Here is a 26,004-nt window from a genome sequence, read left to right on the forward strand (position 1 = left end):
CCTTGGTGGCTCTGGTCTCCGGCGTCATGGACTCAGCCGACCACGGCGGAGCGGCGGCGGACAGTGGATCGCTGTGGGATCGCTGTAGGACGTTGGTTCGCTCATCGGTCATGCGCAGAGCTGAACATGTGCGCGCTCGTCGATTAGATCTTGGTGGATAGCCCGTTGGTTGTGGATAACCCGTCCGCTGGGCACCGCACCCGTCGTACGGACCCCTACTCGGCCCATACGGGTGCGGTGCAGGCATGCACTCTGCCCCGAGTAGGTGCGGGTGGTCTCCGTGCTGAAACCGGGCGGTAGAGACGGTTCGAATCCATTCGGCCCGCGTATGGCACTGCCCCGATACGGGCTTTTCATGGCTCGCGCCGAGGCAGGTGATGTAGCGGCTAGGCAGTGTACTTTTGCCACATTTTGACAGCTGTCTTCGGATTGCATGCAGAATTCGATTTGTGTGTCACCAGGCAGCGATACTGCTTGCCCAAGTAGGCGGCACGGTCATTCACTGAGTATTGCCGGTTGACTTTCCATTCCGAAAATCCTGCTGACATGTGATGACGCCCTTTCGCCGGACCGACTCGCTGCCGACCCGCGTGAATCTTCCCACGGCCGACTTTCCCACCCCATCGGGGGTGATCCCCCCATGCCGCGTAAGCCCCCGTCCCCCTTGCTCTGTCCCCGGCGATACGGGGTCAAGTGGGAACGCATCCGGCGCCGCTACCTGTACGCGCATCCGTGGTGCGTGCTGTGCAGCAAGACAGCGACCGTTGCCGACCACTTCCCCGAGTCACGGCGTGCGCTGGTCGCTCGGGGTGCCACCGATCCGGATGCATTCTCTTGTCTCCGTCCGCTGTGCACGACGTGCCACAACCGGGATTCCGCGAAGCACCGGCCCGGCGGATGGACTGCCGAACGGGTCAAGCCGCGGCGGGGCTCGCGCACAGTCCTGGTGTCAGCTCTCGTCAGCTTCGCTGCTGCGCTCCCGTACGTACGTTCCTCGCTGCGGCACGGTGTAGACGTAGCCCTGATCCCGCAGATGCCGCACCGCTCGCCGCGCGGTGTCCCGGGCCACGCCCCACCGCTGGATGAGGGCGGACTCCGAGGGAACCGGGCGGTCCACTGCCGGCGCGCCCGACTCGATGTCCCGGACGACCTCCGCCGCAATCTGTTGGTACGGCGGAATCGGGGAGTCGTACCGGACCGCACAGCCCGCCCCTGCCCCCGTCATCCAGCATGCCCCGCAGCTACACCCGTGGGACAGGCCGTGGACCGGCATCAGCTCCGCCGAAGCCCGCGAGATCTTCAAGGCGGAAGAGATCTTGCCGCTCACCCCCGAACAGCGAGAACGCCGCTGGGCCATCGCGTTCACAGAATGCGGAGTGGACTACTCGTACCGCTACCCCGGTGACCACTTCGCGGAACTGGGGCGACGGCATGAGCCCCGAAGAACTGTTCCCGGAAGTCCCGCCCGTTCTGGTCCTCGTCTGCTGCTACTGAACAGACGAGGAAGAGCCCTCGTTCGGCCAGCCGTCGGGCGGGGCCCCTTCGGCCCTCTCACAGAACTACCAGTTACGAGTGTCCGGTGGACGGGCTGGATGTGCCTGCGTCGAGCGCATTCGTGATGGCCTTCACGCCGCCGTGTGCCGAGTAGCCGCCGTCCACGGTGATCTCCGCGCCGTTGACATATGACGCCTCGTCCGAGAGCAGGTAGACGACCAGCGGTGCCACCTCGTCGGTGGTGCCGGGGCGGCCCTGGGGTGTCATCGCGAGGTGCGCGCGTACGAACACCGGGTTCGCGGTCGCCATCAGCGGGGTCTCGATGTATCCGGGGTGGATCACGTTCGTACGGATGCCGCGGGGAGCCAACTCCAGTGCGGCCACCCGGGACAGGCCCCGCAGCGCCCACTTGCTCGCCGTGTACGCGACCGCGTGATGGGCCGTCAGACCGGCCACCGAGCCGACGTTCACGATCGACGAACCGGCCGGCATCAGCGGAGCCAGCGCCTGGATGCCGAGCAGCGCGCCCGTCGTGTTCACCGCGAACGCCCGGTTCCAGTCGGCGAGTTCGACCTCACCGAGCCGTGCCCGTACGGCGATGCCCGCGTTGTTCACGAGCCCGTGCACGACGTCCAGAGAGGCCGCGAGGGTCGCCCAGCCGCCCTCCGACGACACGTCGAGGTGGCGGTAGGTGACGTCGAGGCTGTCGGCGCGCAGGGCGGCGGCGAGCTTCTCGCCGGGCTCGTCGAGGACATCGGTCGCGATCACCGACGCGCCCTCCCGGGCCGCCGCCGTCACCTCGGCGGCGCCCTGGCCCTGTGCGGCTCCGGTGACGACGACGGTACGGCCGGACAGACGCGTACGGCTCACGGTTCCTCCAAGGGGGATCGGGATTCCCCTCCCACGCTAGGAAGCGGGGGCAAGCTCCGGAAACGCGCGTTCCTCATGGCTGGCATCCGTGTCCACGATCCCCGAGTCGGTCACCGATGCCGGTTCCTCCGGCTCGTCCAGGGAGATACCCACCCTGCGCATGGTCTCGCGCAGCCAGCGGTGCGCCGGGTCGGAGTGCCGGTTGTGGTGCCAGTACATGGCCTCGACCAGCGGTACGTCCGGGAACGGCGTCGGTACGGCGACACAGCGGGCGAAGCCCTCGTAGCGCCGGGCGAGCCGTTCGGGCACCAGGGCGACCAGGTCGGTGCCGCCCACCAGGAACGGCAGCACACTGAACCCCGGCGCGCTGACCTGCACCTTCGGTGCGATGCCGAGGGTCTCCAGCTGGCGGTCCGCGGGCGTCTGGCTCTTACCGAACGCCGAGGCGGCATGCGGCATCTCGGCCAGGTCGCGGAGCGTGATCCGGCCGTCGACGAGGCGCGGGTTGTCGGGGTCGACGATGCACACGAACCGGTCGTGCATCACGGCCTCGCTGATCCCCGGCAGCCGGTAGCCGAGCGGCACCACCATCAGGTCGTGGCAGCGCAGATGGGTCTCGTTCTCCGGCTGGCCGTGCACCAAGGGGTGGAAGTCGATGCGTACGCCGGGCGCCTCGTCCGCGATGGCCCGCAGCAGCGGTTCCACGAACACCGTCATCACGTAGTCCGACATCACCACCGAGAAACGCTGCCGACTGCGCTCCGGGTCGAAGCGCCGGGTCAGCGACAGAGCCTCCTCGGCCTTGTACAGGGAGGCCTGTACGACGGGCAGCAGCCGCTCGGCCAGCGGGGTCAGCTCGTACTCGCGGCCCACCCGCACCAGCAGCTCGTCGTTGAAGTGCCGGCGCAGCCGGGCGAGCGAACCACTCATCGCGGACTGACTGGTGGAGAGGCGGACACCGGCGTGCGTGACGTTCTTCTCCTCCAGCAGGGCCTCCAGCGCCACCAGAAGATTGAGATCGATCGCTCCCAGACCCACGGATGTCTCCTTCCGTCCCGCCTGGCGGCAGGCGCCGGCCACATCGTCGTACGGCCGTGAAACCGGAGCGTAACGACGGGAGGCGGGCGTGAGGAAGGTTCGTGCGCGCATTCTCAGGAAGACGGATGCGAGGCATCGCCCTGGGGAATACGCGCAGGTCGGCAAGCATGTGCCCTCACATGACCCGCACATGCCGGACCCGGCGGCAGCACAGGATCGCGTGCTACGGCCGTGGTGTGCGGCCCCGCTTGCGGGCGCGCGGAAGATACGCGTCGCCGCGTCCGGTGACGATGCGGTTGGAGAGGCTGCCGAGGCGTTCGACGGTGAGTGTCACCTCGTCGCCGGGGACGAGGGGCGGGGGCGTGCGCTCTCCGACGCGGCCCCAGAACTCCGCGAGCGCGCCCCAGCCGCAGGTGCCCGAGCCGAGGATGTCACCGGGGCGCACCCAGGTGTCACGGGCGGCGTAGGCGACCATCTCCTCGAAGGTCCAGGACACGTTGGCGAGTGTGTCCCGGCCGATCAGCTCGCCGTTCAGGGTGGCGGTCATGTCCAGATCGAGGAAACCGTCCGCGTCCCTGCGGTCCTCCACCTCGTCGGCGGTGACGAGATACGGGCCGAGCGTGTTGGCGAAGTCCTTGCCCTTGGAGAAGCCGAGGCCCAGGTTCTTCTCCGGTTTCTGCAGGTCACGGGCCGACCAGTCGTTGAAGACGAGGTAGCCGACGATGTGCTCGCGGGCCTGCTCGGGCGTGAGGTCGCGCCCCGCCCGCCCGATGACCGCGCCCACCTCCAGCTCGAAGTCGAGCACCGAGCAGCCTGCCGGTACCGGCACCTCGTCGTGGGCCCCGTACGCCGCGTGCGGGTTGGTGAAGTAGAAGTTGGGCGCCCGGTACCACTCCTCGGGAACGTGCTCCAGCCCGTCGAGCGACTTGGACACGCCCTCGATGTGCGCCTCGAAGCCGACGAAGTCCCGGATGGACGGCGGCTTGAGCGGCGGCAGCAGGCGCACCTGATCCACCGTCAACTCGCTCGGTCGGCCCAGTGCTTCGGCCCCGGCCGCGTGCAGCGTCTCCGTCTCGACGAGGGAGAGGACGGTCACCCCGGCCGACAGTGGGTGGAGAGTCCGGCCCTGGACGACTCCTGCGCGTTCCGCGCCCTGGTACTCGTATGTCGCGAACCGCATGTCTCACTGCTCCCAGTGGTTGGTGTTGGTGACGGCCCCGGTACTCAGATATCCCGCGAAGAGGCCCTTCGGGTCGCGTGTGGCCCGGATCTCGCGCAGCCTCCGCCACTGCACGTCGCCCATGAACCTCACCTGCCGGACGGTGAAGTCGGAGTCCCCGAGGTACTGGCCGGCGGTCACCGGCCGCATGTCCGCCATCGCGTCGTCGAGCCAGGTGCGCAACTCCCTGTCCCGCTCGGGCTCGTTGTGGACGACGTACGTGGCGCAGTAGATCTCCGACTGCAACGAGAAGGCCATGTCGGGGAGTTCACGCAACGGGGCCATCGAGAACCAGATGGTGAACGTCTGCGGGGTGGGCTGATCGGTGAACGCCTTCCGGATGGCCGGCACGACGTCCTCGGCGGATCCGGTCAGCCAGGCGTTGTCGACGAGATAGCGATGTCCTTCCGGGTTCGCCGTCCGCTGGTTGTGGAGTTGCTCGGCGAGTGTGGTCGGCTGTGCCTCGACGCGGAAGACGGCCCGGTCGGCGTACGGATTCGCGTGCAGCGGCGCCAGCGCATCGGCGGCCTGCTCGGCGGTGTCGGTCATCGACACGCCCGTGACCAGCAGCATCGGCTCGTCATGGCCGGGCGGGGTCTGGGTGAGGGCGACGATCTCGACCAGCTCCGACACCGTGTGGTGCATCCCGTGCAGCCAGGTCATGACCTCGTCGAAGAGGGCGAGGGGGTACGCGTGGACCGTGTGTGCCAGATGCCCGGGCAGGGGGCGGGTGCGGAGGTGGAAGCGGGTGACGACGCCGAAGAAACCCGGGCCGGCACCCCGCGCCGCCCAGAACAGGTCGGAGTTCGTCGTCTCGTCCGCGCGGACCAGCTCGCCCTCGGCGGTGACGACATCGATCGCCACGAGGTTCTCCACCGCCCAGCCCCAGCCGCGCGCGTTCCAGCCCTGGCCGCCCTGGAGGAGGAAGCCCCCGATACCGACCGAAGGGCAGTGCCCGCCGTTGAAGAAGCGGCCGAACTCGCCGAGGAACGGGTTGAGTTCGTCGCCGCCCTTGACGCTCGGGGTGGCTGTCACGATCCCGGTCGTGTCGTCGTACGTCATCTCGCGCAGGTCGCCGAGGTCGATCAGCAGCGTGTCCGTACGCACCGACCAGGCGGCCCAGCTGTGCCCGCCGGAGCGGACGGCGACCTGCCAGCCCCGTTCCAGGGCGAGCTGCACGCCCTCGACGACGTCCTGCTCGGTAGCAGCCCGCAACACGGCGGCCGGTGAACGGTCCGACGGGCGGCGGGCGTTGAAGACCCGGCCGAAGCGGGCCTCGTCGAAGTCCTCGTCACCGGGGAGGTGGAGGGTGCCGGAGAAGCGGTTGCTCCGCGGGGGTTCGGGGGTCGTCCCCCGATTGATGACAGTCATCGACTCCCTGCTCACTTGATCGCGATCGGGTTGACGGGGGCGCCCACCGCGCCGGTGACCGGCAGGGGCGCCGCGACGAGCAGGAACTCGTGGACACCGTCGGCCGCACAGTCCTCCGACAGCTCCTCCAGGTCCCACATCTCGCCCAACGGCAGCCCCATGTTGGGGATCGCTATCTGGTGCAGCGGGGACATGGCCCGCTCGGCGAACTCGTACGGCCGCACCTCAAGCCCCCAGGTGTCGGAGGCGATCGCCGCGATCTCCGTGCGGTGCAGCCAGCCGAGGGTGGTGAAGGAGAGGCCGGGGGCGTCGCCGGCCGCGTAGCCTCCCCAGTCGCCGAGCCGTCGTACGCGGCCGAGTTGGCCCGTGCGGACGAGGACGAGGTCGCCGCGGCGGACCGTCGAGGTGGCACCCTGGGCCTCGATCGTCGCGCGCAGGTGTTCCTCCAGGATGGGGAAACCGTCGGGGAGTTCGCCGTGGTCGTCGCCGATCGCGCGGCCGACGTCGAGGAGGACACCGCGTCCGGTGAAGGCGTCCTTCATGTGCTCGATACCCGTGACGGAGTCGCCGTCACCACTGACGATCGTGCACGAACGGCCATTCCACGCCTGCTTGTTGTCGAAGATGTGGCCGAGCCCGTCCCACTGCGTGGACGCCTGGAGCGGCATCACGACATGGTCGTCGGCGCCGCCGAACCCGTGCGGAAAGCCCTGAGTACCCGCTGCCGCGTCCGAACCTGTGTCCTTCATGTAGTGGACGGGGTTGATCCGGCCCCGGAAACCGCGCTGCGGGCCCCGCTCGTTGAACTCCTGCGCGAGCGAGAAGGGCCGCCCGCGACGCACCAGACCCACCGCGTGCGCACGCATCGCGTCGTCGATGTGGTTGAGGGTGCCCAGCACGTCGTCCGGCCCCCAGCGGCCCCAGTTGCGGTACGCGGAACGGGCCTTGGCGAGTTCCTCCTCGACGGGACCGAGAGCGTGACCGGGACCGGGACTGGTAGTGGGGCCGGGATTCGTGCCCATGTTCATCGGACGCGTCCTTTCAGCAGCAGGTCGTAGGCGTTGCCCCCGGCGACGGCGGACCGGTCGGCGCCGATCAGCCCGGCGGCGTGCAACCGGGCCACGGGGTCGTCCACGCCCATGTCGAAGGGGTAGTCGGTGCCGAGGACGACCCGGTCCGCGCCCACCTCCTCGACCAGGTGGCGCAGCGCGCGCGGGGTGTAGACGAGCGAGTCGAACCACATGCGCCGCAGATACGAGCTCGGTGGTTCGAGACAGCCGCGCGCGTCCTCGCGGACCCGCCAGGCGTGGTCGGAACGCCCGATGTACGTCGGCAGATAGCCCCCGCCGTGCGCGGCCACCAGCTTCAGACGGGGGAAACGGTCGAGGACACCGGTGAAGATGAGATGCGAGAGCGCGACCGTCGTCTCCACGGGCTGACCGACCGTGTTGCCCAGGTAGTGGGTGGCCAGCCGGGCGCCGAGCGAGCAGCCCCACGGATGCACGAACACCACCGCGCCGAGCTCCTCCGCCCGCTGCCACACCACGTCGTGCGCGGGATCGGCCAACTCCCGTCCCTCGACGGTCGTGGACACGCTGATCCCGTACAGACCGTGATCGGCGACCGCCTCGCCCAGCAGGGCGACGGCGAGGTCCGGGTGCTGGAGCGGCACCGTGCCGAGCCCGAACAGCCGCTCCGGCGCGGCGGCACAGTGCACGGCCACCGCCTCGTTGACGGTACGGGTGAGCCGGGCGGCGAGTTCGATGTCGGCCCAGTAGTGGTGCATCGGCATCGGACCGACCACCTGGACGTCCACACCCATCGCGTCCAGATCGGCGCGTCGAGCCTGGACGTCCGTCAACTGGGTTGTCAGGCGCTGGAGTTGAGTCCGATTGACCGCGAGAGAGGCGGGGGAGTGGGCGCGCTGCTCGGCGGCCAGCTCGGCGGCGAGTCCGGGCGTGTCCGCGCACAGGGCGTCGGCTGCCGGTACCGCGAGATGGCCGTGGAAGTCGACGACGGGGCCGCTCATGCCGCCGCCGTCAGGGAGTTCAGCGTCCGCGACATGATGCCCGCCGGGTCCGCACCGGGCGTGCCCGGGGCGATCTCCCAGGCGGCAAGCTGGAGCGAGTTCTCCAGCACCATCCGCACCCTCGGCAGCCGCCGCGCCATGAAGTGCTCCAGCGCCAGGTCCACCGGCTCGTCCCCGGCGACCAACTCGGCCAGCAGCACCGCGTCCTCCGCGCACATCGCCGCGCCCTGCGCGATGAGCGGCGGGCACGCGTGCGCGGCGTCGCCGATCACCACCGTACGGCCACGATGCCAGGGCTCGTCGACAAGAATCGCCTCGATCCACCGGTAGTCGACCGCCGTGTCGTCGGGCAGCGAGGCGAGGATCTTGCCCCAGGTACCGCCGTACCCGGCACCGCGCTCGCGCAGCAGCCCGAGGGGTGCCCGCGCGCCGACCAGGGAGGCGTCGAGGTTCTCGTCGAGGAGGTAGGCGTAGCACTGGTCCGGGGAGATCGGGCTGTAGCCGGCCTTGTAGCGGGGGCCGCCGTAGTACACCTCCGCGCAGTCCATCTCGGCGGGACGCTCGGCGACGACACGGAATATCGACATGCCGACCGGACGGGGAAGTGTGTCGATGCCGAGCCGTCCGCGCATCCGCGAGTTGATGCCGTCGGCGCCGACCACCAGGTCGTACCGACCGGTCGAACCGTCGGTGAACGTGACGTCCACATGGCGGGACGACTGGTCGAGCCGTTCGACGCTCAGCCCGAGCCGGACCCGCACTCCGTGCGCGTGCACGGCGTCGCACAGCGCGTTCTGCAGATCGGACCGCAACGCCCCTGCCGTGGAAGGCAGTTCGGGCCCACCGGTGTGCGGCGTCGGCAACTCGGTGATCAGCTCCCCGTCGGCATGGCGCAGCCGCATGAAGTCGAACGGCACCGCCCGGGCCAGCACCCGTTCCAGTACGCCAACGGAGCGCAGCGCCTTGAGGGCGTTGCCCTGGAGAGTGATGCCGTGCCCCACCCCGAACCACTGGGGTGACAGTTCCACGAGTTCGGCCTCGACGCCGCGCTGGGCCAGCGCGAGGCACAGCACGCTTCCGGTGATGCCGCCGCCGACGACGAGCACCTTTTCAACGGGCATGGGGATCCTTGCGAACGTAGTGGCAGGGGGTGACGGTCAGCCCGTGAAGCGGGCGGCGCGCTCGCTGTAGTGCTCGACCACCGGCGGCGCGGCGAAGTACGGGCCGACCAGCGAGCGCCAGCGGGCGAAGCGTTCGGACTCGCGGAACCCCACCGTGTGGTGGGCGACGGACTCCCAGCCGACCAGCAGCAGATAGGTGTCCGGCCGCTCCTCGCAGCGCAGCAGCTCGGTCCAGCGGAACCCGTCCGCCTCGGCGAGAACGAGGCGGGCCTTCTCGTACGCCTCCTCGAACGCCCGCTCACGACCGGCCTCGACGGTCAGCTCGGCATGTTCGACGATCACGGCGGTCACGGCTGTCTCCTCGGCCTCGGTGGGTGGTCCGAGCCTGCGTGGGCGATGGATGCAGGGTCAACGGATCGAGGCATCGACAAGGGGCACGTCATCCATCCCGTACGGCGATGCCACCGGGACCGAGGCGGGCCGGTGATGGCAGGCATCGCCAACGGCCATTTCCGCCGCCCCCCGATGCTGCCTAGCGTCGAGGTCGAGCCCCCAGCCGTTCGAGGAGAGCCGACCGTGCCCGATTCCCTGCCCACTCATTCCGGACCGTTCGCGCTCGGTACGTATCGGAGCGGTTCGGGCGCCTTCCCCGGTCTGGTCACCGGCGCCCGCGTCCGTGACCTGTCCGACCAGGTGCCCTCCGTGCGCGCCATCGTCGAGGACTGGGACGCCTGGCTGCCCCGCCTCCACGACCTCGCCAGGGCTGCCGACGGCCCGTGGCACGACCTGGCGGCGCTCCGCGTCCTGGCCCCGATCGAGCCCGGCCAGATCCTCCAGAGCGGCGCCAACTACCGCAAGCACGTGGTCGATCTGGTCGCCGCCGAGAAGGAGAGCGTGCACGGCGCGACGCCCGAGGAGGCCCGAGCCGACGCCGAGAAGATGATGGACGAGCGGGCACGCGACGGCGTCCCGTACGTCTTCCTCGGCTCGCCGCGCGCGATGTGCGGCCCGTACGACGACATCGTGCTCCCGGCGCTCGGCGAGCAGCACGACTGGGAACTCGAACTCGCCCTCGTCATCGGGAAGCCGGGCAGGAACATCCCGGCCGAGGAGGCGATGTCGCACGTCGCCGGCTACACGATCTGCAACGACCTCACGACCCGCGACCGCCTCTACCGGCCCGACCTGAAGGCCATCGGCACGGACTGGTTCACCGCCAAGAACGCCGACACCTTCCTGCCGACCGGCCCCTTCCTCGTCCCGGCCGCCTTCGTCGGAGACCCGGACGACCTGCGGATCACCCTGCGCCACAACGGAGTTGTCCGCCAGGACGAGTCAACCAAGGACATGATCTTCGACATCCCACGGCTCATCGCCTACGCGTCCACGACCACCACCCTGTGCCCCGGCGACCTGCTCCTGACCGGTTCCCCGGCAGGCAACGGCGCGCACTGGGGCGTGTTCCTGAAGCCGGGGGACGTGCTGGAGGCGGAGGTCACCGGCCTCGGCCACCAGCGCAACACCGTAAGGAGCCACGCATGAGCACCCCGGACACCGCCTCCGCCTTCCAGCCCATCACCCATCTGCGCCATGTCGACCTGGCCGTACCGGACTTCGACACCCAGCGCGCTTTCTACGGCACCACCTGGGGCCTGACCGAGATCGCGAACGACAGCGGCATCGCGTTCTTCGCCGCCGAGGGCAGCCCCGAGCAGTACATCGTGCGGATCCGCCAGGACGAGCGGAAGCGGATGGACCTGATCGCGTTCGGCGCCGTCTCCACCGCCGCCGTGGACGAACTGGCGCTGCGACTGGCCCGGGCAGAGGTCCGACTCATCTCCGAACCAGCGGAGTTGGACACCCCCGGGGGTGGCTACGGCTTCCGCTTCTTCGACCCGGACGGCCGGGTCGTCGAGGTGTCGGCGGAGGTCGGAACCCGCACCCACCGCAGGATCGAGGAACGCGAGGCCATCCCCGTACGGCTCTCGCACTGCGTGGTCAACTCCCAGGACCCGGAAGGACTGCGGGACTTCTACGTCCGACACCTCGGGTTCCGGCTCACCGACACCCTCTACTCGACCCATATGGGCGACCTCATGTACTTCCTGCGGTGCAGCCCTCTCCACCACTCCTTCGCCATCGCGCGCGGTCCCCATGTCTCCCTGCACCACGCCTCGTTCGAGATGCGGGGCGTCGAGGAGTACATGCGCGGCACGGGCCGTGCCCTGCGTGCCGGGACCAGGCTCACCTGGGGCCCGGGCCGCCACCTGGCCGGCGACAACACCTTCGCCTATTTCCACGACCCGCACGGCAACACCGTCGAGTACACGACCGAACTCGCCGTCCTCGAAGAGGACGTGTGGCACCCCGGCCGCCATGACGTCGACGACCCGATCACGCAGGACCAGTGGGGGACGGCCGACCCGATGAGCGAGTCGGTCGCCAAGGAGCAGTTCAACGACCCCGACGTCCTGTTCGTCGCGCCGCCCGTCTGAGACGCCTTCCCGAACTCGCTTGAGAAAGGCCGCAGTTGTGGCAGAGATCCTGAAGCACGCCGTACCCAGGGCCGAGGTGGCCGCCTCACTCGCCCAGGTGCGCGAGACCGTGACCGGCGTCATCGCGGACATCCGCGAGCGCGGTGACGCGGCCGTGCGCGAGTACTCCGAGAAGTTCGACAACTGGAGCCCGGACTCCTTCCGGCTCTCCGACGAGGAGGTCGAGAAGATCGTCGCGTCGGTGCCCGAGCAGGTCATCGCCGACATCCGCTTCGTCCAGGACCAGGTCCGCGCCTTCGCCCGCCACCAGCTGGACTCCCTGCGCGAGTTCGAGGTGGAGACCCTGCCGGGCGTCCGGCTGGGGCAGAAGCACATCCCCGTGCAGGCCGCCGGTGCCTACATCCCGGGTGGCCGCTACCCGCTCACCGCCTCCGCCCACATGACCGTCGTCACCGCCAAGGTCGCGGGCGTGCCGCGTGTCGTCGCCTGCACACCGCCGATCCGTGGTGAGATCCCGGCCGCCACAGTCGCCGCGGCGCACCTGGCGGGCGCGGACGAGATCTGGCTCCTGGGCGGAGTGCAGGCGGTCGCCGCTATGTCGGTCGGGACGGACTCGATGCGACCCGTCAACCTGATCGCCGGGCCAGGCAACGCCTACGTGGCCGAGGCCAAGCGACAACTGTTCGGCGAGATCGGCATCGACCTCTTCGCCGGGCCCACCGAGATCCTCGTCCTCGCCGACGAGGACGCCGACCCGTTCGTCTGCGCGGTCGACCTGCTCTCCCAGGCCGAGCACGGACCGGACTCACCGGCGGTCCTCATCACCACCTCCCGTGAGGTCGCCGAGCGGACGATCGCCGAGGTGGAACGGCTCCTCCCCGGTATGCCCACCCGCGACTTCGCGGGGCCGGCCTGGCGCGACCACGGCCAGGTGCACGTCGTCGACACCCTGGACGAGATGTACGCGCTGGCCGACGACTTCGCCTTCGAACACGTGGAGGTCCTGACCGCCGAACCGCGCCTGGCGCTGGAGAAGATGACCCAGTACGGCGCCCTGTTCCTCGGCGAGGGCACCTGCGTGTCGTTCGGCGACAAGGTCATCGGCACCAACCACGTCCTGCCCACACGCGGCGCCGCCCGCTACACCGGCGGCCTCTGGGTGGGGAAGTACCTCAAGACGGTGACATACCAGGAGGTCACCGACACCGCCTCGCAGGCCCTCCTCGGGCGACTCTGCGGGCGGGCCTCCCGGGTCGAGCTGTTCGAGGGCCACGCCCGCTCCGGCGACGTACGCGCGGCGAAGGCGGAGGGCGACGACCTGCCGTGGAACGGCGCATGAACCCGTACACCGATCTGCGCGGGCGTACGGCGCTCATCACGGGCGGGGGCGGGCCGCTCGGGCGGGCGTTCGCGTCGTCGCTGTCGGACGCCGGGGCCCGGGTGGTTCTCGTCGGCCGTGACGAGGGCGCCCTCGCAGACGCGGCGGACCGGGTCGTCAAGGAGGGCGGTGAGGCGCGTACGGCGGTGTGTGACGTCTCCGACCCGGAGTCGGTACACGCGCTGGCGGACCGACTGGCCGACGAGGAGGTGTCGTTGCTGGTCAACAACGCGGGCGTCGCAGGCCCCGTGAGACCGCTCGTCGACATCGAGCCGGACGAGTGGGACGACGTGTTCGCCGCCAACGTCCGGGGCGTCTACCTGATGTGCCGGGCCTTCCTGCCGCCCATGCTGACGGCGGGCCGCGGGGACATCGTCAACATCGCCTCGGTCAGCGGGAAACGCCCCCTGCTCCACCGCACTCCCTACACGGCCTCGAAGATGGCGCTCCTCGGCCTCACCCGAACCCTCGCCGGTGAGACCGGCCCGCAGGGAGTCTCGGTCAACTCCCTCTCCCCGGGCCCGGTTCGGGGCCCGCGCATGGCCCGCAACTTCCGTCTGACGGCCGAACTGACCGGCTGCACCCCGGAGGAGGCGGAACGGGACTTCGCCTCCCGGGCCGCGCTGGGCCGCCTCGTCGAGGCGGACGAGGTCGCCCGGGCCCTCCTTGCGATGCTCGCGATGCCGGGCCTGTGCGGGGCGGACATCGACCTGTCGGCGGGGATGATCGCACCCGCGTAACCACCCGAACTCGCCTGCGCCATCCGCGCTGTGGCCACTCTGTGTGAACCCCATGAACCGGGCCGGGCGATCCGAGGCATCGGGTTCCGGGATGTGTACGCCGGACACCTTCACCCCGTTGCCCAGGGCTGTTTCACTCTGGTAGCGCACCCTTGGTGCCCCAAGTCCGAGCCGTGGCCGCCGTGTTGAGGCGGCCGGACAGTAACTCCGCGCGACTGACGCATCCGCTCGGATCCCATCGCGCATTCGATCCCTGGGAAGGCATGCCATGACGCTGATCACCCGACGCTCGATTCTCATCGCCGGCACCGCGACCGCCGGTGCCGTACTGGCCCCGGTCGCCTCCGCGACCGCCGCGCCGGCGACGGCTCGGGGCACGCGGATCACGGTCGCCGCCGGGGAGACGTACGAGCTCTCCGCGACCACCCGCGTGGCCCGGCTCTCCATCGCCGAGGGCGGGAAGATCGCCGCCCCCGACGGTTACAGCGTCACCCTGACCGTCGACGGCGTGGAGACGGGCCAGCTGCTGACCGAGACCGGCGGCACCCGGACGCTGATCCAGGCAGGCACCTACGGGGGCGACGTCGTCCTCACGGTGGCCGAGGCGAACCCGGTGACCTACGAGACGCTCACCTTCCCCTTCCGCCAGGCCCTGTACGTGGACGCCGGCGGCGTGGAGCGTGCCAAGTCCGTACTGACCAGCGTCATCGGGGGCCGACTCACCGACACCGCCGCGAAGAACGTGTCGATCACCTCGACCGGCGAGTGCTTCGACGGCGTGTACGTGAAGGACGCCGACTACAAGCTGGAACGGCCCGTCATCTCCTTCACCGGGAACGGGCGTTCCGACTTCGCCGGATACGGTGCCGCCGTGGTCGGCACCGGGTCCGCGACCACTCTCGTCGTCGACGGCGCGCGGATCGCGACCAAGGGCGTCGTGCGCACCGGGGTCATCGCCGACGCCGGTGCGAACGTCGTCGTCAAGAACTCCCGGATCCACACCCGGAACGGTGTTCTGCCTGCCGACTACCAGGCCACCGTCGAGACGCCGTACATGCAGTCGGTGCCCTGGATGCTCGGCCTCGACGGGAACGTCCGCGCCACCAACCTCATCGGCGCGGGCAGCCGGGCCACCTACCTCGACTCGACGGTGTTCTCGGAGACCTGGGGCGCCTTGTCCGTCGAGGGCGGCCGGGGGCTGAAGCTGACGGTGGTCAACAGCCAGGTCGGCAACACCGGTTCGTACGGCTACGGCACCTACGCCATCGGTGACGCGACCGTCCGCGTGCTCGGCTCCCGGTTCGACGTCGGCAGCTACGCGACGATCATCGCCGGCCCGGCGGCGAACGTGCACTACGGCGACAGCACGCCCGAAGCCGTCGCCGCACTCAACGCCGAACTCGAACTCGGCCTGAGTGAAGGTGAGTTGGCGGCGCTTCCGGCCCAGAACACGGTCGTGAACTCAGGGCACTTCGGCTACATGTTCTTCGGCGCCGGAACACTGACGCTCGACGGCGGCACCGTCATCAACTCGGCGAAGGCCACCTTCCTCAACAAGGGGCAGCAGACCGCGATCTCCGTCGACGGCTCGCAGGGTGCCCGGCTCAACCCGCGCAACGGGATCATCCTGCAGCTGATGGAGCTGGACGACCCGGGCCCGGTCCGCGTCAACGGCAGGATGATGAATGTCGGCGTCTACACCGAGCCCACCGGCGACCCGACGAAGGACGTAGGCTTCGACGTCACCGCCGTCCACACCACCGACGGAGCCGCCACCTTCACCTCCATCGCGCTGAAGGGCGACTTCTACAACGGCATGCGCAAGGGCAAGAACATGGTCCTCACCTTCGACGACAGCAGCGTGAAGGGCGTCATCTCGGCGTCAAGGACCCAGCACCGCGTCTCCACGATCGACGCCTCCAACTTCTACGAGCTGGGCGAGGTCACCAACACGACGCAGGCGGCGGTGAACAACGGGGTTGTCGTCCAGCTCGGCGCAGGCTCCACTTGGACGGTCACCGGCACCTCGTACCTGACGAAATTCGCCCTCGCGGCCGACGCCGTGGTCGAGGCACCCCGTGGCAAGAAGCTGACCGTGACCGTCGACGGGACGGTCACAGCCGTCGCCGCCGGGCAGACGTACGCCGGAGCGATCACGCTCACCGTGGGGTGAGTCGTCCCTCGGGAGGTCCGGGGTCCGCTCAGGCGGACCCGGCGGCCTGCGCCTCCTGTGCGATCCGCTCGAACTGGGCGCCCATGGCCGCCGACAGGGCCTGCGCGGCCGACAGCGGCCGGACCATGACCGTCAGCTCGTCGATCAGACCGTCCTCGTCGAGGTGCAGGAAGTCGCAGCCCTGGATCTCGCGCTCGCCGACCCGCGCGGTGAACACGAGCGCGTGGTCGCGGCTGTCGGGCGCGCCGATCTCCCGCTCGTACCGGAAGTCCTCGAAGACCCGGGACACACCGCGCAGGATCGCCGCGGTGATCGCCTTCCCGGGGTACGGCCGGAACGCGACCGGACTGGTGAACACGACGTTCTCCGCCAGCAGCTTCTCGACGGCGTCGAGATCCCCGGCCTCTACTGCCTCACGAAATGCACGCATCCACTCACCCTAAGGGGTGAACCTCCCGAGCGGGCGTCCCAGATGCCGACCCGCCCACGCGCCCTAAGCTGGGCCGATGTTCAGCCCCGAAGGCCCCACCCTCCGTGAACTCGCCGTGCAGGCGCTTTCGTCCGTCGAGCACGGCTACGACCTGCTCGCGCCGAAGTTCGACCACACCCCGTTCCGTACGCCGGACACGATCCTCGACGCGGTGGCGTCGGCGCTCGGCCCCCTCGGGCCCTTCGACGACGGCCTCGACCTGTGCTGCGGTACCGGCGCCGGTCTGGCGGTGCTGGAAGGGGTGTGCCGGGGGAGTGTCACCGGGATCGACATCAGCGCGGGCATGCTGGAGGTGGCAAGGCAGCGGGCGGGGGCGGGCGAACGCCCCGGCGGCCCGCGCGTCACCCTGGTACGCGGCGACGCCAGAGCCCTGCCCTTCGCCCCCGGATCCGCCCCCGCCTTCGATCTGGTCGTCAGCTTCGGGGCGTTCGGGCACTTCCTGCCGGCCGAGTTGCCGGGGCTGTTCGCCCAGGTCCACTCCGTACTGCGGCCGGGCGGGCGCTTCGCGTTCCCCGTCGTGGCCCCGGCCCGCCCGGGAACGCGCGCCTACTGGGCGCTGCTCGGCTTCGACGCGGTGATGAGGGTCCGCAACGCCGTGTGGAAGCCGCCGTTCGTCATGTACTACCGGGCGTTCCGACTCGCCGACGTACGAAGGGAGTTGACGCACGCGGGCTTCGACGTGGAGACCTACGTCCTGCCCGAGTTCGGGCGCGGACCGGACGGCAGTCCGCGCTGCCGGATGGTGGTGGCGACGCGGACACCCGCCGAGCGGCAACCCGTCAGCTCTTGATGAACTCCAGCAGGTCGGCGTTGAACGCCTTCTCGAACTCACCCACCAGGCCGTGCGGGGCACCCGGGTAGACCTTCAGCGTCGAGTCCTTGACCAGCTGGGCCGTCTTCTCCGCCGACGCGGCGATCGGCACGATCTGGTCGTCGGCGCCGTGCGCGATCAGCGTCGGTACGTCGATGCGGCCCAGGTCCTCGGTGAAGTCGGACTCCGAGAACTGCTTGACGCAGTCGTAGACCGCCTTGAGCCCGACCTGCATGCTCCACAGCCAGAACGCGCGGCGCATGCCCTCGGACGGGGTCGCGCCCGGCCGGTTGAAGCCGAAGAAGGCCTCACTGAGGTCCCAGTAGAACTGCGAGCGGTCCGCCTCGACACCCGACCGGATACCGTCGAAGGCCTCGATGGGCGTGCCCTCGGGGTTGGCGTCGGTCTTCAGCATCAGCGGCGGCACCGCGCCCAGCAGCACGACCTTGGCGACGCGTCCCGTCCCGTGCCGGCCGATATAGCGGGTCACCTCGCCGCCGCCGGTCGAGTGGCCGACGAGGATAACGTTGTCGAGGTCGAGCGACTCGATCAGCTCGGCCAGGTCGTCCGCGTACTGGTCCATGTGGTTGCCCTGCCACGGCTGCGCGGAACGGCCGTGCCCGCGCCGGTCGTGCGCGATGGCCCGGAAGCCGTGCTCGGCGACCAGGCGGGACTGACCGTCCCAGGTGTCCGCGTTGAGCGGCCAGCCGTGGCTGAACACCACCGGCTGTCCCGTGCCCCAGTCCTTGAAGAAGATCTCGGTGCCGTCGGAGGTGGTGAAAGTACTCATGGGGGTGTGCCTCTCGAAAGGTAGGACGTAATCGGACAGACGCGCGATCTGCCGCGCGCCGTCCGGTCATACCCCGACGCTATGCGCCCACGGCCTCCGGGGAATCTGTCATCTGACTGCACCTGCCACTCACCCTGTACGACTCACTTTCCGCTTCTGATCCTTACTTCCGTCGTAGTGCGCTGTACAGGGCGTCGATCAGCGCCATCTTCCGCGGGTCGTCGGCGATATGGGGACCCATACGGTTCATCACGTATCCCATCGACACTCCGCCATCCGGGTCGGCCAGCCCGCAGGAGCCGCCGAACCCGTCATGGCCGTACGCCCTCGGGTTGGGCCCGTACGAGCCGTTGGTGCCGCTCAGCCACAGCCCGAGCGCGATCTCCGTCTCGTGGTCGAAACCCGCGCCGAGCACCAGGTCCCGGCAGCTGCCCTGTCCCTCGCGCACCCGCTCGGCCGCCTCGGCGGACAGGACGCGCTGCCCGCCGTAGGAGCCCTGGCCGGCGAAGACCCCGTACAGCGCGGCGATCGCCCGCGCCGTGCCGTGGCCGTTGGCCGCCGGTATCTCGGCGGCCCGCCACTCGGGGCTGTTCGCCTCCGCGGGGCCCGCGAGGGGATTGGCCAGGGCGGCGATCGCCGTAGGCGTCAACTGGGCGAAGATCGCGGCCTGTTCGCTGGTCGAGGCGGCCGGCGGCTGCACCAGCTCGGCGGCCCGCCCGGCCTCCTTCTCCGGCAGCCCGATGGTGAAGTCGATGCCCAGCGGCCCGGTCACCTCCCGCTCCAGGAAGGCGCCCGGCAGCAGCCCCGACACCCGGCGGACCACCTCACCGACCAGGAAGCCGTACGTCAGCGCGTGATAGCCGGACCGCGTCCCCGGCTCCCACCACGGCTCGGTCGCCGCCAGTCGGCTGGTCGTCAACTCCCAGTCGTAGAGGTCGGTGAGCGAGTGCGGCTCCCGCAGGCCGGAAAGGCCCGCCCGGTGCGACAGCAGATGCCGTACCAGCACGCCCTCCTTGCCGGCCGCCGCGAACTCCGGCCAGTACGCGACCACCGGGGCGTCGAGGTCGAGCAGCCCGCGGTCGGCGAGGATGTGCGCGCACAGAGCCACCGGGCCCTTCGTCGTCGACCACACGTTGACGAGCGTGTCGCGCTCCCACGCGCGCGTGTGCCCCGCGTCGGCCCAGCCGCCCCACAGGTCGACCACCGTCTCGCCGCCGACCGTGACACTCACCGCCGCGCCGAGCTCGCCGCGGTCGCGGAAGTTCTCCTCGAATGCCGTGCGCACCGCCGAGAAGCGTGCGTCGCAGTCGCCGTGAACGTGTGGCACGTGCTCGGACATGGGCCCTCCGTGGTCCGCCGGAACACCGGGCCACGACGCTGTGACCCGGCCCGGACGAACATACCGACTGGTCGGATCGCACGGAAGGCGTCGGAAACGACCAGTTCTGCCTACGGACCCGTCACGCGTACGAGCGCAGCCAGCTCAGCTTCGTCGCCTCCTGGAACGGCCCGCCGCCCTCGTGGTCGTTGAAGTCGTAGACCTCGATCTTCTTGTCGTCGTTCGCCCAGGCGTTGAAGGCCGCGAAGACCGTGGACGGCGGGCAGGTCTGGTCCTCCAGGGCCGTCGAGAAGAGCGCCGGGGCCCGGCCGCGTGCCGCGAAGTGCACGCCGTCGAAGTAGGCGAGCGTGTCCAGCACGTCGGCGGTGCGGCCCCGGTGGGTCTTGAGGTAGCTGCCGATCTCGCGGTAGGGATGGCGGTCCGTGAGGGTCGCCGCGCGCGGGAAGTCGCACAGGAACGGCACGTCCGGGGCGACCGCGACCAGGTCGGGGACCAGCCCACCGACCGCGAGCGTGATCCCGCCGCCCTGACTGGAACCGAGGGCCACCGTGCGCGCCGGGTCGACCAGGGGATGCGAGCGAGCCGCCTCCACCGCGCGCACCGCGTCCGTGTACACCCGCCGGTAGTAGTAGTTCTCGGGAGCGTCGATGCCACGGGTCATGAATCCGGGATACGAGGGCGCGTTGCCCACCGGGTCGGCCGTTCCACCGCCGCCGCCCCAGGCGCTGCCCTGGCCGCGCGTGTCCATGGCGAAGTGGGCGCGGCCGGTCGACGCCCACAGCAGGTTCTCGTGCGGCAGACCGCGCCCGCCGCCGTAGCCGATGAACTCCACGACCAACGGCAGAGGTTCCGAGGCCCCGGCGGGCAGCCGCAGCCAGCCCTTCACCGGGTGACCGCCGAATCCGGCGAACGTCACGTCGTACACGTCGACCGTGGTCAGTCCCGTGTCCACCGGCTCGAAACGGGCGTCCAGGTCGTGGTCCCGGGTCTCCTGGAGGGTCTTGGACCAGAAGGCGTCGAAGTCCTCGGGCTCGGCGGAATCGCTGCGGTACTCCTGGAGTTCGTCGAGAGGGAGGTCGAACTGGGCCATGTCGGACCGCCTTTGTGGGGTAGTGGCAAGCGCTTGCGGATGATCACACCGTACGTGGGAGGGTCGGCGACCCGCCAGGCCCCGAGCCGCGGGCGAGGCCCTCGCGAGAACGGGCGCACCTCTACGATGACGCCCATGCCGACTGCTGTGGAACTGCTGGTCAGAGACGCCGAGCTGCTTGTCGTGGACGGCGCGCGTGAGATTCCCGGCGGGTGGGTGGCCGTCGCCGGCGGGCGCGTCACCGCCGTGGGTCGTGCCGGGACCGAGCCCGAGGCCCTGACGACCGTGTCGGCCGGCGGGCGACTCGTCACCCCGGGGCTGATCAACACGCACCACCACATCTACCAGAACCTCACCCGCTCCTACGCGCCCGCCGTGGGCGGCACCCTCTTCGACTGGCTGACCACGCTCTACCCGCTGTGGGCGGCGCTCGACGAGGAGGCGGCGTACGTGTCCGCGTACGTCGGGATGGCCGAACTCCTCATGGGCGGCTGCACCACCTCCTCCGACCACCTCTACGTCCATCCGCGCCCCGGACTCGTCGACGCCGAGATCCGCGCGGCCCGCGACATCGGCTTCCGTTTCCACGCCACGCGCGGCTCGATGACCCGGTCCGTGGAGGACGGCGGTCTCCCGCCGAGGAGCGTCACGCAGACAGACGACGAAGTCCTCGCCGACAGCGAGCGGCTCATCAAGGCCCACCACGACCCGGAACCGGGCGCGCTGATCCGGGTCGCCCTCGCGCCCTGCTCGCCCTTCTCGGTGACCAAGGAGCTGATGACGGCCACCGCCGAACTCGCCGAGCGGTACGACGTACGCCTCCACACGCACCTCGCGGAGGACCACGACGAGGACACGTACTGCCTGGAGACCTACGGCTGCCGGCCCGTGGAGTACTTCGAGGAGACCGGCTGGATGAGCGACCGTACCTGGGTCGCCCACTGCATCTATCCCAACGACGCCGAACTGAGCCGTCTGGCCGCCGCGGGCGTCGGCGTCGCGCACTGCCCCAGCTCCAACATGCTCATCGGCGGCGGCACCGCGCGCGTGAAGGAGATGCGCGAACTGGGCATGCCCGTCGGTATCGGCTGTGACGGCTCCGCCTCCACCGACCACGCCTCGCTCTGGATGGAGACGCGTGGCGCCCTGCTCCTCGGGCGCTACCGGGGCGGACCCGGTGCGATGACCGCGCGCGACGCCCTCGACATCGCCACCCGTGGCTCGGCGCGCTGCCTCGGCCGCGCCGACGAGATCGGGCATCTGCGGCCCGGTGCCTGCGCCGACCTCGTCGTGTGGGACCTGCACGAGGTCGCGCTCGCCGGCGCGCTCAGCGACCCCGTGGAGGCGTGGCTGCGCTGCGGACCGGCCCGCGCGTGGACGACGGTCGTCGCCGGACGAGTCCTGGTCGACCGGGGCGGACCCGTCCTGCCCGGCCTGCGGGACGCGCTCACCGACCACCGCCGGATCGCGCGCCGGATGCAGGAAATGGTGTAGGGCCTGCCCGTCACGTGCGTCCGCCCGTCACGCCCGCCGGCCCGTCCATTCCGGCTCCGTACGCGCCCACGCGCGTTCCCACTCCACGAGCCGGCGCTGAACGACCGTACGGTGTAAGGCGGTTCGGACGAGGAGGACGACCCCGACGGCCAGGCCCGCGGCACAGATGCCCACCGCCACCGTGTGCTGTCGGACCGCGACATCGCTGGGCGGCGGCGCGACGGGCCGCCCGTGCGCGTCGAGCCACAGGTCGACGGTGTCACCGCGCCGGGTACCGGGCGGCACGTGTGCCGTCGCCGTACGCGCCCCCGGCCCCGGCTCCGTCCACCGCACCCGGACCCGGTACAGGTGCTGTCTGCCGACCGGCGCCGAGGGCGCTCCCGCTCCGCCGACGGCCACCGCATGGACGCGATGACGCTCGCTACGCTGAACGGCGACCGTCGCCCGCGCCTCGTCGTACGCCCACCGGGCCGTGACCACTCCGGCCAGAGGCGCGCCGACGCACAGCAGCACGGCGACGGCGAGCACCGCCCACGCCTCCAGCACGTCCGACCGGCGGCGCAGCGGATTGCGTCGCCAGCGCCAGCCGTACACCCGCGTTCGCCCTCGAACCCCCACCCGCACATCGTCGCGCGCGACACCGACCGGGCGGGAGCCGCGCACGAGGGTCGGCGCGCAAGACCCGCCCGCGCCCCCGTGGGCCCGGCGCACCACCGCGGGCTGTGCTCCCAGTGCCCTGAGCGTCGTCAGCCGAAGCGTTCGATCCGGATCCGGTGCACGGGCTGGCCCGCCGCCACCAGCAGCCGCGAGGCGTGCTCGGCGAACGCGTTGGAGCCGCACACGTACGCCTCCCACCCGCCCGGCGGCTGCCCGGCGGCCAGCAGCGGCGCCACCTGGGAGGCCGCCAGCCGCCCGACCGGCACACCGTCGGGCGCCCGGCGGGTGAAGACGGGCGTGGTCTCGGCCCCGTACTCCCGCGCGTAGATCAGCTCCTCCGGGCCGCGCGCCGACACCAGCAGCCGCAGCGGCACGGTCAGACCGCGCGCGCGGTGGTGCCGGATCATCGACATCAGCGGTACGACCCCGGAACCGGCGCCGATCAGCAGCGCGGGCCGGTCGCCCGGCCACGCGAAGAAACCGCTGAGCGGACCGCGCACCTCCACCTCGTCGCCGGGCTTGGCCAGCGTGTGGAACCAGCCGGAGACCTCGCCGCCCTCGACATGGTCCAGGGTCAGTTCGACGTGCCCGGCGTCTTCCGGGGGCGAGGCGATCGAGTAGTGCCGCTGGGCCGTGTAACCGTCGTCCGCCCGCAGCCGCAGCATCAGGTGCTGGCCCGGCAGATGACCCGCCCAGCCGGGCACCGCGAACCGGAAGGTGGACGCGTGAGGCGTCTCCCGCCGGACCTCGGTGAGTGTGGCCGTCTGCCAGCGTGCCGCCTCGCGGTTGCTGACGGCGATGCGACCGGGCACGGCGAACCGGGTCGGGGGCACGAAGGTGCCGTTCGGCGCGGCTTCGGAGGCGGTCCTAGTCACCGGAGTACCTCTGCTCCTCCCACGGGTTCCCGCGCGCGTGATAGCCGTTCTGCTCCCAGAACCCCGGCTCGTCGTGGTCGAGGAGCCGCAGGCCGGCGATCCACTTGGCGCTCTTCCAGAAGTACAGGTGCGGCACCAGCAGCCGCGCCGGACCGCCGTGCTCGGCGGCCAGTGGCCGCCCCTCGTACTCCCAGGCGATCCAGGCCCGGCCGCCGGTCAGGTCGGCCAGCGGGAGGTTCGTGGTGTAGCCGGTGTGCGAGTAGGCGACGGCGTGGGTGGCCGACGTGTCGGGCCGCGCCGCTTCGAGGAACGCGTCCAGGGACACACCCCCGAACCGCACCCCGAACTTCGACCAGCTCGTCACACAGTGGATGTCACCCTCGTACGCCGACGCGGGCAGCGCGTGGGCCTCGGCCCAGTCCCACGCGCGTGACTCGGCCACCAGGCCGTCGATCCGGAAGGACCAGTCCGCGGGTGTCAGATCGGGGGTGACCTCGGCGGACAGGACGGGCCAGTCGTCGCCCGCGTCGTACTGGCCGGGCGGCAACCCGGCGTTGTGGACGCGCGGGCGTCCGGTGAAGCCTCGGGTGACGTTCATAGGGTGGGCGCCTCACGGTCAGGCCTGGTCAGTGGGTACGCGTACCACCGTACGGGGTCGCCGCGCATGCCCCTGACCCCGGGCCCGCGGTGATCATTGCGGGCGTATGAACTCTCCCCAAGTCTTCGCAACCCCGGGAATAGCCCTCCCGTGATCGGGCTTGCCGTTGAGTGCGGGTTGTGGTGACCGGCGTTCCGGCCGGTCCGGCGCGAGCGAAGGAAAGCGGGATCAGATGCCCAAGGCGTACGTCTTCACACGGTTCGGTGGTCCGGAGACCGAGGCGTTCGTCGATGTGGACCGGCCGCGCCCCGGTCCCGGACAGCTGCTCGTGGCGGTGCGCGCGGCCGGTGTGAACCCCGTCGACTGGAAGCAGCGCACCGGTTACGCCCGCGCGGGCGGCTCGGCACGCGAGCTGCCCGGGGTCTTCGGCAACGAGGTGGCCGGTGTGGTCGCGGAGATCGGCGAGGACGTCACCGGCTTCGCCGTCGGGGACGCGGTCTTCGGCAACCCGGTCGCGGGCGGCTACGCCGAGTACGCGCTGCTGCCCGTCACGGTGACCGCGCCCAAGCCCGCCTCGTTGTCCTTCACGGACGCGGCGGCCCTGCCCGTCGCGGCGGCCACCGCGTACGACGGCGTCGACCAGCTCGCCCTGCCGGAGGGCGCGACCCTGGTGGTCACCGGCGCGGGCGGCGGAGTCGGCGCCGCGATCCTCCAGATCGCCCGGACCCGGGGCCTGCGCGTCGTCGGGGTCGCGAGTGACGGCAAGAAGGACTTCGTCGAGTCGCTGGGCGCGGTCCATGTCCCGTCCGGCCCCGACTTCGCGGCAAGGGTGCGGGCGGCGGCCCCCGACGGTGTCGACGGCGTCTACGACCTGGTCGGCGGCGAGGTGCTCGCCGAGGCGGCGACCCTGCTGACCGACCGTACGAAGCTGATCACGGCGGGCGCGCCCGCGGACGTCGTGGAGCGGCTCGGCGGTGCCCGGGTCGTCCGCGCCCGCGACGCCTCCGTCCTCGAAGCGGTCGCGGACCTCGTCGTACGCGGCGATCTGACTCCGCACGTGACCCGTACCTTCCCGCTCGACAGGGCCGGCGAGGCGCTGCGCACGGTCGAGGAGGGCCACGCGCGCGGCAAGATCGTGATCGAGGTCGCCCGATGAACGCCGGCACGCCACACGTCCTCGACAACCCCGCCCTGGCCGCGCTGACCGGCCCGCACGCGCATTTCGCCGAGCGGCGCGGCAGGGTGCTGCGCTACCCCGTCGACGTGTCGCCGTGGCTGGCACTGCCCGACGATCCCGGCGCCGACGACTGGGCCGACGTCGCCGTGCTCGCGGGCCCCGGCGCCGAGGTGCCCCTGGCGGGCTTCGCGGGACGGGTCCCGGAGGGCTGGGAGATCACGTTCGAGCTCGAGGGCGTGCAGTTGGTGGACGACGGCCTCGTCGTCGCGCCGGACCCGGAGTCGGTCCGCCTCGGCCCCGCGGACGTGCCCGAGATGCTCGACCTCATCGAACGGACCCAGCCCGGCCCGTTCCTGCCCCGCACCGTCGAGTTGGGCACCTATCTGGGCATCCGCCGGGACGGCGCCCTCGTCGCCATGGCAGGAGAGCGGCTGCACCCGCCAGGCTGGACCGAGATCAGCGCGGTCTGCACCGACCCCGCGGTCCGAGGCCAGGGCCTGGCGACCCGGCTGATCCGCGCCGTCGGCCACGGCATCCGGGAACGCGGCGAGACACCCTTCCTGCACACCGCCGCCCGGAACATCCACGCCATCCGGCTCTACGAGTCCCTCGGCTTCCGGCTGCGCCGCAAGACCGTTTTCCTGGCAGCCCGCGTGCCCGAACGCCTGGGCGACGAGCGGGAGTTGGCGGTGCCGTAGCCGGAACGACCGGAGTCGGGGCGCCCGGGCCGAACTGTTCGGGTACTGTTGCCGTCC

The 26,004-nt window shown here is 70.7% G+C and carries 26 protein-coding genes; 9 read left to right on the top strand and 17 right to left on the bottom strand.

The window, feature by feature from the left end:
- Positions 1–386: 386 nt before the first annotated feature.
- From G3I71_RS53000 to G3I71_RS37645, 10 genes are all read right to left on the bottom strand, one after another.
- A complete protein-coding gene (locus G3I71_RS53000) occupies positions 387–548 on the bottom strand; it encodes a carbohydrate-binding protein (RefSeq protein ID WP_369335577.1) in 162 nt (53 codons plus the stop codon).
- A 401-nt stretch (positions 549–949) separates the two neighbouring features.
- Positions 950–1,225: a winged helix-turn-helix domain-containing protein gene (locus tag G3I71_RS37605; protein ID WP_164322092.1), complete on the bottom strand. Its 276-nt coding sequence runs from the start codon at positions 1,223–1,225 to the stop codon at positions 950–952.
- A gap of 341 nt (positions 1,226–1,566) precedes the next feature.
- Positions 1,567–2,364: an SDR family oxidoreductase gene (locus tag G3I71_RS37610; RefSeq protein ID WP_164322094.1), complete on the bottom strand. Its 798-nt coding sequence runs from the start codon at positions 2,362–2,364 to the stop codon at positions 1,567–1,569.
- A 36-nt stretch (positions 2,365–2,400) separates the two neighbouring features.
- Entirely contained in the window at positions 2,401–3,402 is a 1,002-nt protein-coding gene (locus G3I71_RS37615) for a LysR family transcriptional regulator (RefSeq protein WP_164322096.1), read from the bottom strand.
- A gap of 223 nt (positions 3,403–3,625) precedes the next feature.
- Complete coding sequence (locus G3I71_RS37620; protein ID WP_164322099.1) at positions 3,626–4,582, bottom strand: fumarylacetoacetate hydrolase family protein; 957 nt, start codon at positions 4,580–4,582, stop codon at positions 3,626–3,628.
- 3 nt (positions 4,583–4,585) lie between these two features.
- A complete protein-coding gene (locus tag G3I71_RS37625) occupies positions 4,586–5,992 on the bottom strand; it encodes an FAD-binding oxidoreductase (protein WP_164322101.1) in 1,407 nt (468 codons plus the stop codon).
- 11 nt (positions 5,993–6,003) lie between these two features.
- Positions 6,004–7,020 carry a cyclase family protein gene (locus G3I71_RS37630; RefSeq protein WP_239149575.1) on the bottom strand — a complete coding sequence of 339 codons (1,017 nt, stop codon included), beginning with the start codon at positions 7,018–7,020 and terminating at the stop codon, positions 6,004–6,006.
- Positions 7,017–8,021, bottom strand: a complete 1,005-nt coding sequence (locus G3I71_RS37635; protein ID WP_164322103.1) for an amidohydrolase family protein — start codon at positions 8,019–8,021, stop codon at positions 7,017–7,019. Before G3I71_RS37635 ends, G3I71_RS37630 begins: the two co-directional genes overlap by 4 nt.
- Positions 8,018–9,142 (bottom strand): FAD-dependent monooxygenase, encoded by a 1,125-nt coding sequence (locus G3I71_RS37640; protein ID WP_164322105.1) that lies wholly within the window; start codon positions 9,140–9,142, stop codon positions 8,018–8,020. Before G3I71_RS37640 ends, G3I71_RS37635 begins: the two co-directional genes overlap by 4 nt.
- A 36-nt stretch (positions 9,143–9,178) precedes the next feature.
- Positions 9,179–9,493 carry an antibiotic biosynthesis monooxygenase gene (locus G3I71_RS37645; RefSeq protein ID WP_343243183.1) on the bottom strand — a complete coding sequence of 105 codons (315 nt, stop codon included), beginning with the start codon at positions 9,491–9,493 and terminating at the stop codon, positions 9,179–9,181.
- Between the two features lie 225 nt (positions 9,494–9,718).
- Between G3I71_RS37645 and G3I71_RS37650 the strand changes: the two genes are divergently transcribed.
- The 5 genes from G3I71_RS37650 (at position 9,719) to G3I71_RS37670 (ending at position 15,928) form a co-directional block, all read left to right on the top strand.
- Positions 9,719–10,684, top strand: coding sequence for a fumarylacetoacetate hydrolase family protein (locus G3I71_RS37650; RefSeq protein WP_343243184.1), 966 nt, complete (start codon positions 9,719–9,721; stop codon positions 10,682–10,684).
- Positions 10,681–11,637, top strand: a complete 957-nt coding sequence (locus tag G3I71_RS37655) for a VOC family protein (RefSeq protein WP_164322108.1) — start codon at positions 10,681–10,683, stop codon at positions 11,635–11,637. Before G3I71_RS37650 ends, G3I71_RS37655 begins: the two co-directional genes overlap by 4 nt.
- Before the next feature lie 37 nt (positions 11,638–11,674).
- Complete coding sequence (hisD, locus tag G3I71_RS37660) at positions 11,675–12,976, top strand: histidinol dehydrogenase (protein ID WP_164322110.1); 1,302 nt, start codon at positions 11,675–11,677, stop codon at positions 12,974–12,976.
- On the top strand, positions 12,973–13,755 hold the full coding sequence (locus G3I71_RS37665; RefSeq protein ID WP_164322112.1) for an SDR family NAD(P)-dependent oxidoreductase: 783 nt from the start codon (positions 12,973–12,975) through the stop codon (positions 13,753–13,755). The genes hisD and G3I71_RS37665 overlap by 4 nt, the downstream gene beginning before the upstream one ends.
- Before the next feature lie 268 nt (positions 13,756–14,023).
- On the top strand, positions 14,024–15,928 hold the full coding sequence (locus G3I71_RS37670; RefSeq protein ID WP_164322114.1) for a hypothetical protein: 1,905 nt from the start codon (positions 14,024–14,026) through the stop codon (positions 15,926–15,928).
- 28 nt (positions 15,929–15,956) lie between these two features.
- On the opposite strand, the gene G3I71_RS37675 is transcribed toward G3I71_RS37670, so the two are convergent.
- Positions 15,957–16,358, bottom strand: coding sequence for a nuclear transport factor 2 family protein (locus tag G3I71_RS37675; RefSeq protein ID WP_164322116.1), 402 nt, complete (start codon positions 16,356–16,358; stop codon positions 15,957–15,959).
- 76 nt (positions 16,359–16,434) lie between these two features.
- On the opposite strand from G3I71_RS37675, the gene G3I71_RS37680 reads away from it, so the two are divergent.
- On the top strand, positions 16,435–17,208 hold the full coding sequence (locus G3I71_RS37680) for a class I SAM-dependent methyltransferase (RefSeq protein ID WP_164322118.1): 774 nt from the start codon (positions 16,435–16,437) through the stop codon (positions 17,206–17,208).
- On the opposite strand, the gene G3I71_RS37685 is transcribed toward G3I71_RS37680, so the two are convergent.
- The 3 genes from G3I71_RS37685 to G3I71_RS37695 all read right to left on the bottom strand — a co-directional run bounded on the left by G3I71_RS37685 (position 17,198) and on the right by G3I71_RS37695 (position 20,448).
- Positions 17,198–18,019, bottom strand: a complete 822-nt coding sequence (locus G3I71_RS37685; RefSeq protein WP_164322120.1) for an alpha/beta fold hydrolase — start codon at positions 18,017–18,019, stop codon at positions 17,198–17,200. The genes G3I71_RS37680 and G3I71_RS37685 overlap by 11 nt on opposite strands.
- 163 nt (positions 18,020–18,182) lie before the next feature.
- A complete protein-coding gene (locus G3I71_RS37690; RefSeq protein WP_164322122.1) occupies positions 18,183–19,358 on the bottom strand; it encodes a serine hydrolase domain-containing protein in 1,176 nt (391 codons plus the stop codon).
- 121 nt (positions 19,359–19,479) lie between these two features.
- Positions 19,480–20,448 carry an acetylxylan esterase gene (locus tag G3I71_RS37695; RefSeq protein WP_164322124.1) on the bottom strand — a complete coding sequence of 323 codons (969 nt, stop codon included), beginning with the start codon at positions 20,446–20,448 and terminating at the stop codon, positions 19,480–19,482.
- A 135-nt stretch (positions 20,449–20,583) separates the two neighbouring features.
- Here G3I71_RS37695 and G3I71_RS37700 point away from each other — a divergent pair, with 135 nt between their 5' ends.
- Positions 20,584–21,942 (top strand): 8-oxoguanine deaminase, encoded by a 1,359-nt coding sequence (locus tag G3I71_RS37700; protein WP_164322125.1) that lies wholly within the window; start codon positions 20,584–20,586, stop codon positions 21,940–21,942.
- A gap of 27 nt (positions 21,943–21,969) precedes the next feature.
- Here G3I71_RS37700 and G3I71_RS37705 read toward each other — a convergent pair whose 3' ends face one another.
- From G3I71_RS37705 to G3I71_RS37715, 3 genes are all read right to left on the bottom strand, one after another.
- On the bottom strand, positions 21,970–22,560 hold the full coding sequence (locus tag G3I71_RS37705) for a hypothetical protein (protein WP_343243185.1): 591 nt from the start codon (positions 22,558–22,560) through the stop codon (positions 21,970–21,972).
- Positions 22,561–22,688: 128 nt separating this feature from the next.
- Positions 22,689–23,474 carry a ferredoxin reductase gene (locus tag G3I71_RS37710; RefSeq protein ID WP_164322127.1) on the bottom strand — a complete coding sequence of 262 codons (786 nt, stop codon included), beginning with the start codon at positions 23,472–23,474 and terminating at the stop codon, positions 22,689–22,691.
- Positions 23,467–24,072 (bottom strand): sulfite oxidase-like oxidoreductase, encoded by a 606-nt coding sequence (locus G3I71_RS37715; protein ID WP_164322129.1) that lies wholly within the window; start codon positions 24,070–24,072, stop codon positions 23,467–23,469. Before G3I71_RS37715 ends, G3I71_RS37710 begins: the two co-directional genes overlap by 8 nt.
- Before the next feature lie 232 nt (positions 24,073–24,304).
- On the opposite strand from G3I71_RS37715, the gene G3I71_RS37720 reads away from it, so the two are divergent.
- Together G3I71_RS37720 and G3I71_RS37725 are read left to right on the top strand one after the other, a co-directional pair.
- Positions 24,305–25,228 carry an NADP-dependent oxidoreductase gene (locus G3I71_RS37720; RefSeq protein WP_164322131.1) on the top strand — a complete coding sequence of 308 codons (924 nt, stop codon included), beginning with the start codon at positions 24,305–24,307 and terminating at the stop codon, positions 25,226–25,228.
- Positions 25,225–25,947 (top strand): GNAT family N-acetyltransferase, encoded by a 723-nt coding sequence (locus G3I71_RS37725; RefSeq protein WP_164322133.1) that lies wholly within the window; start codon positions 25,225–25,227, stop codon positions 25,945–25,947. The genes G3I71_RS37720 and G3I71_RS37725 overlap by 4 nt, the downstream gene beginning before the upstream one ends.
- Positions 25,948–26,004 lie beyond the last annotated feature (57 nt).

The sequence above is a fragment of the Streptomyces sp. SID12501 genome (genome assembly GCF_010550245.1).
In the GTDB taxonomy this organism is placed as follows: domain Bacteria; phylum Actinomycetota; class Actinomycetes; order Streptomycetales; family Streptomycetaceae; genus Streptomyces.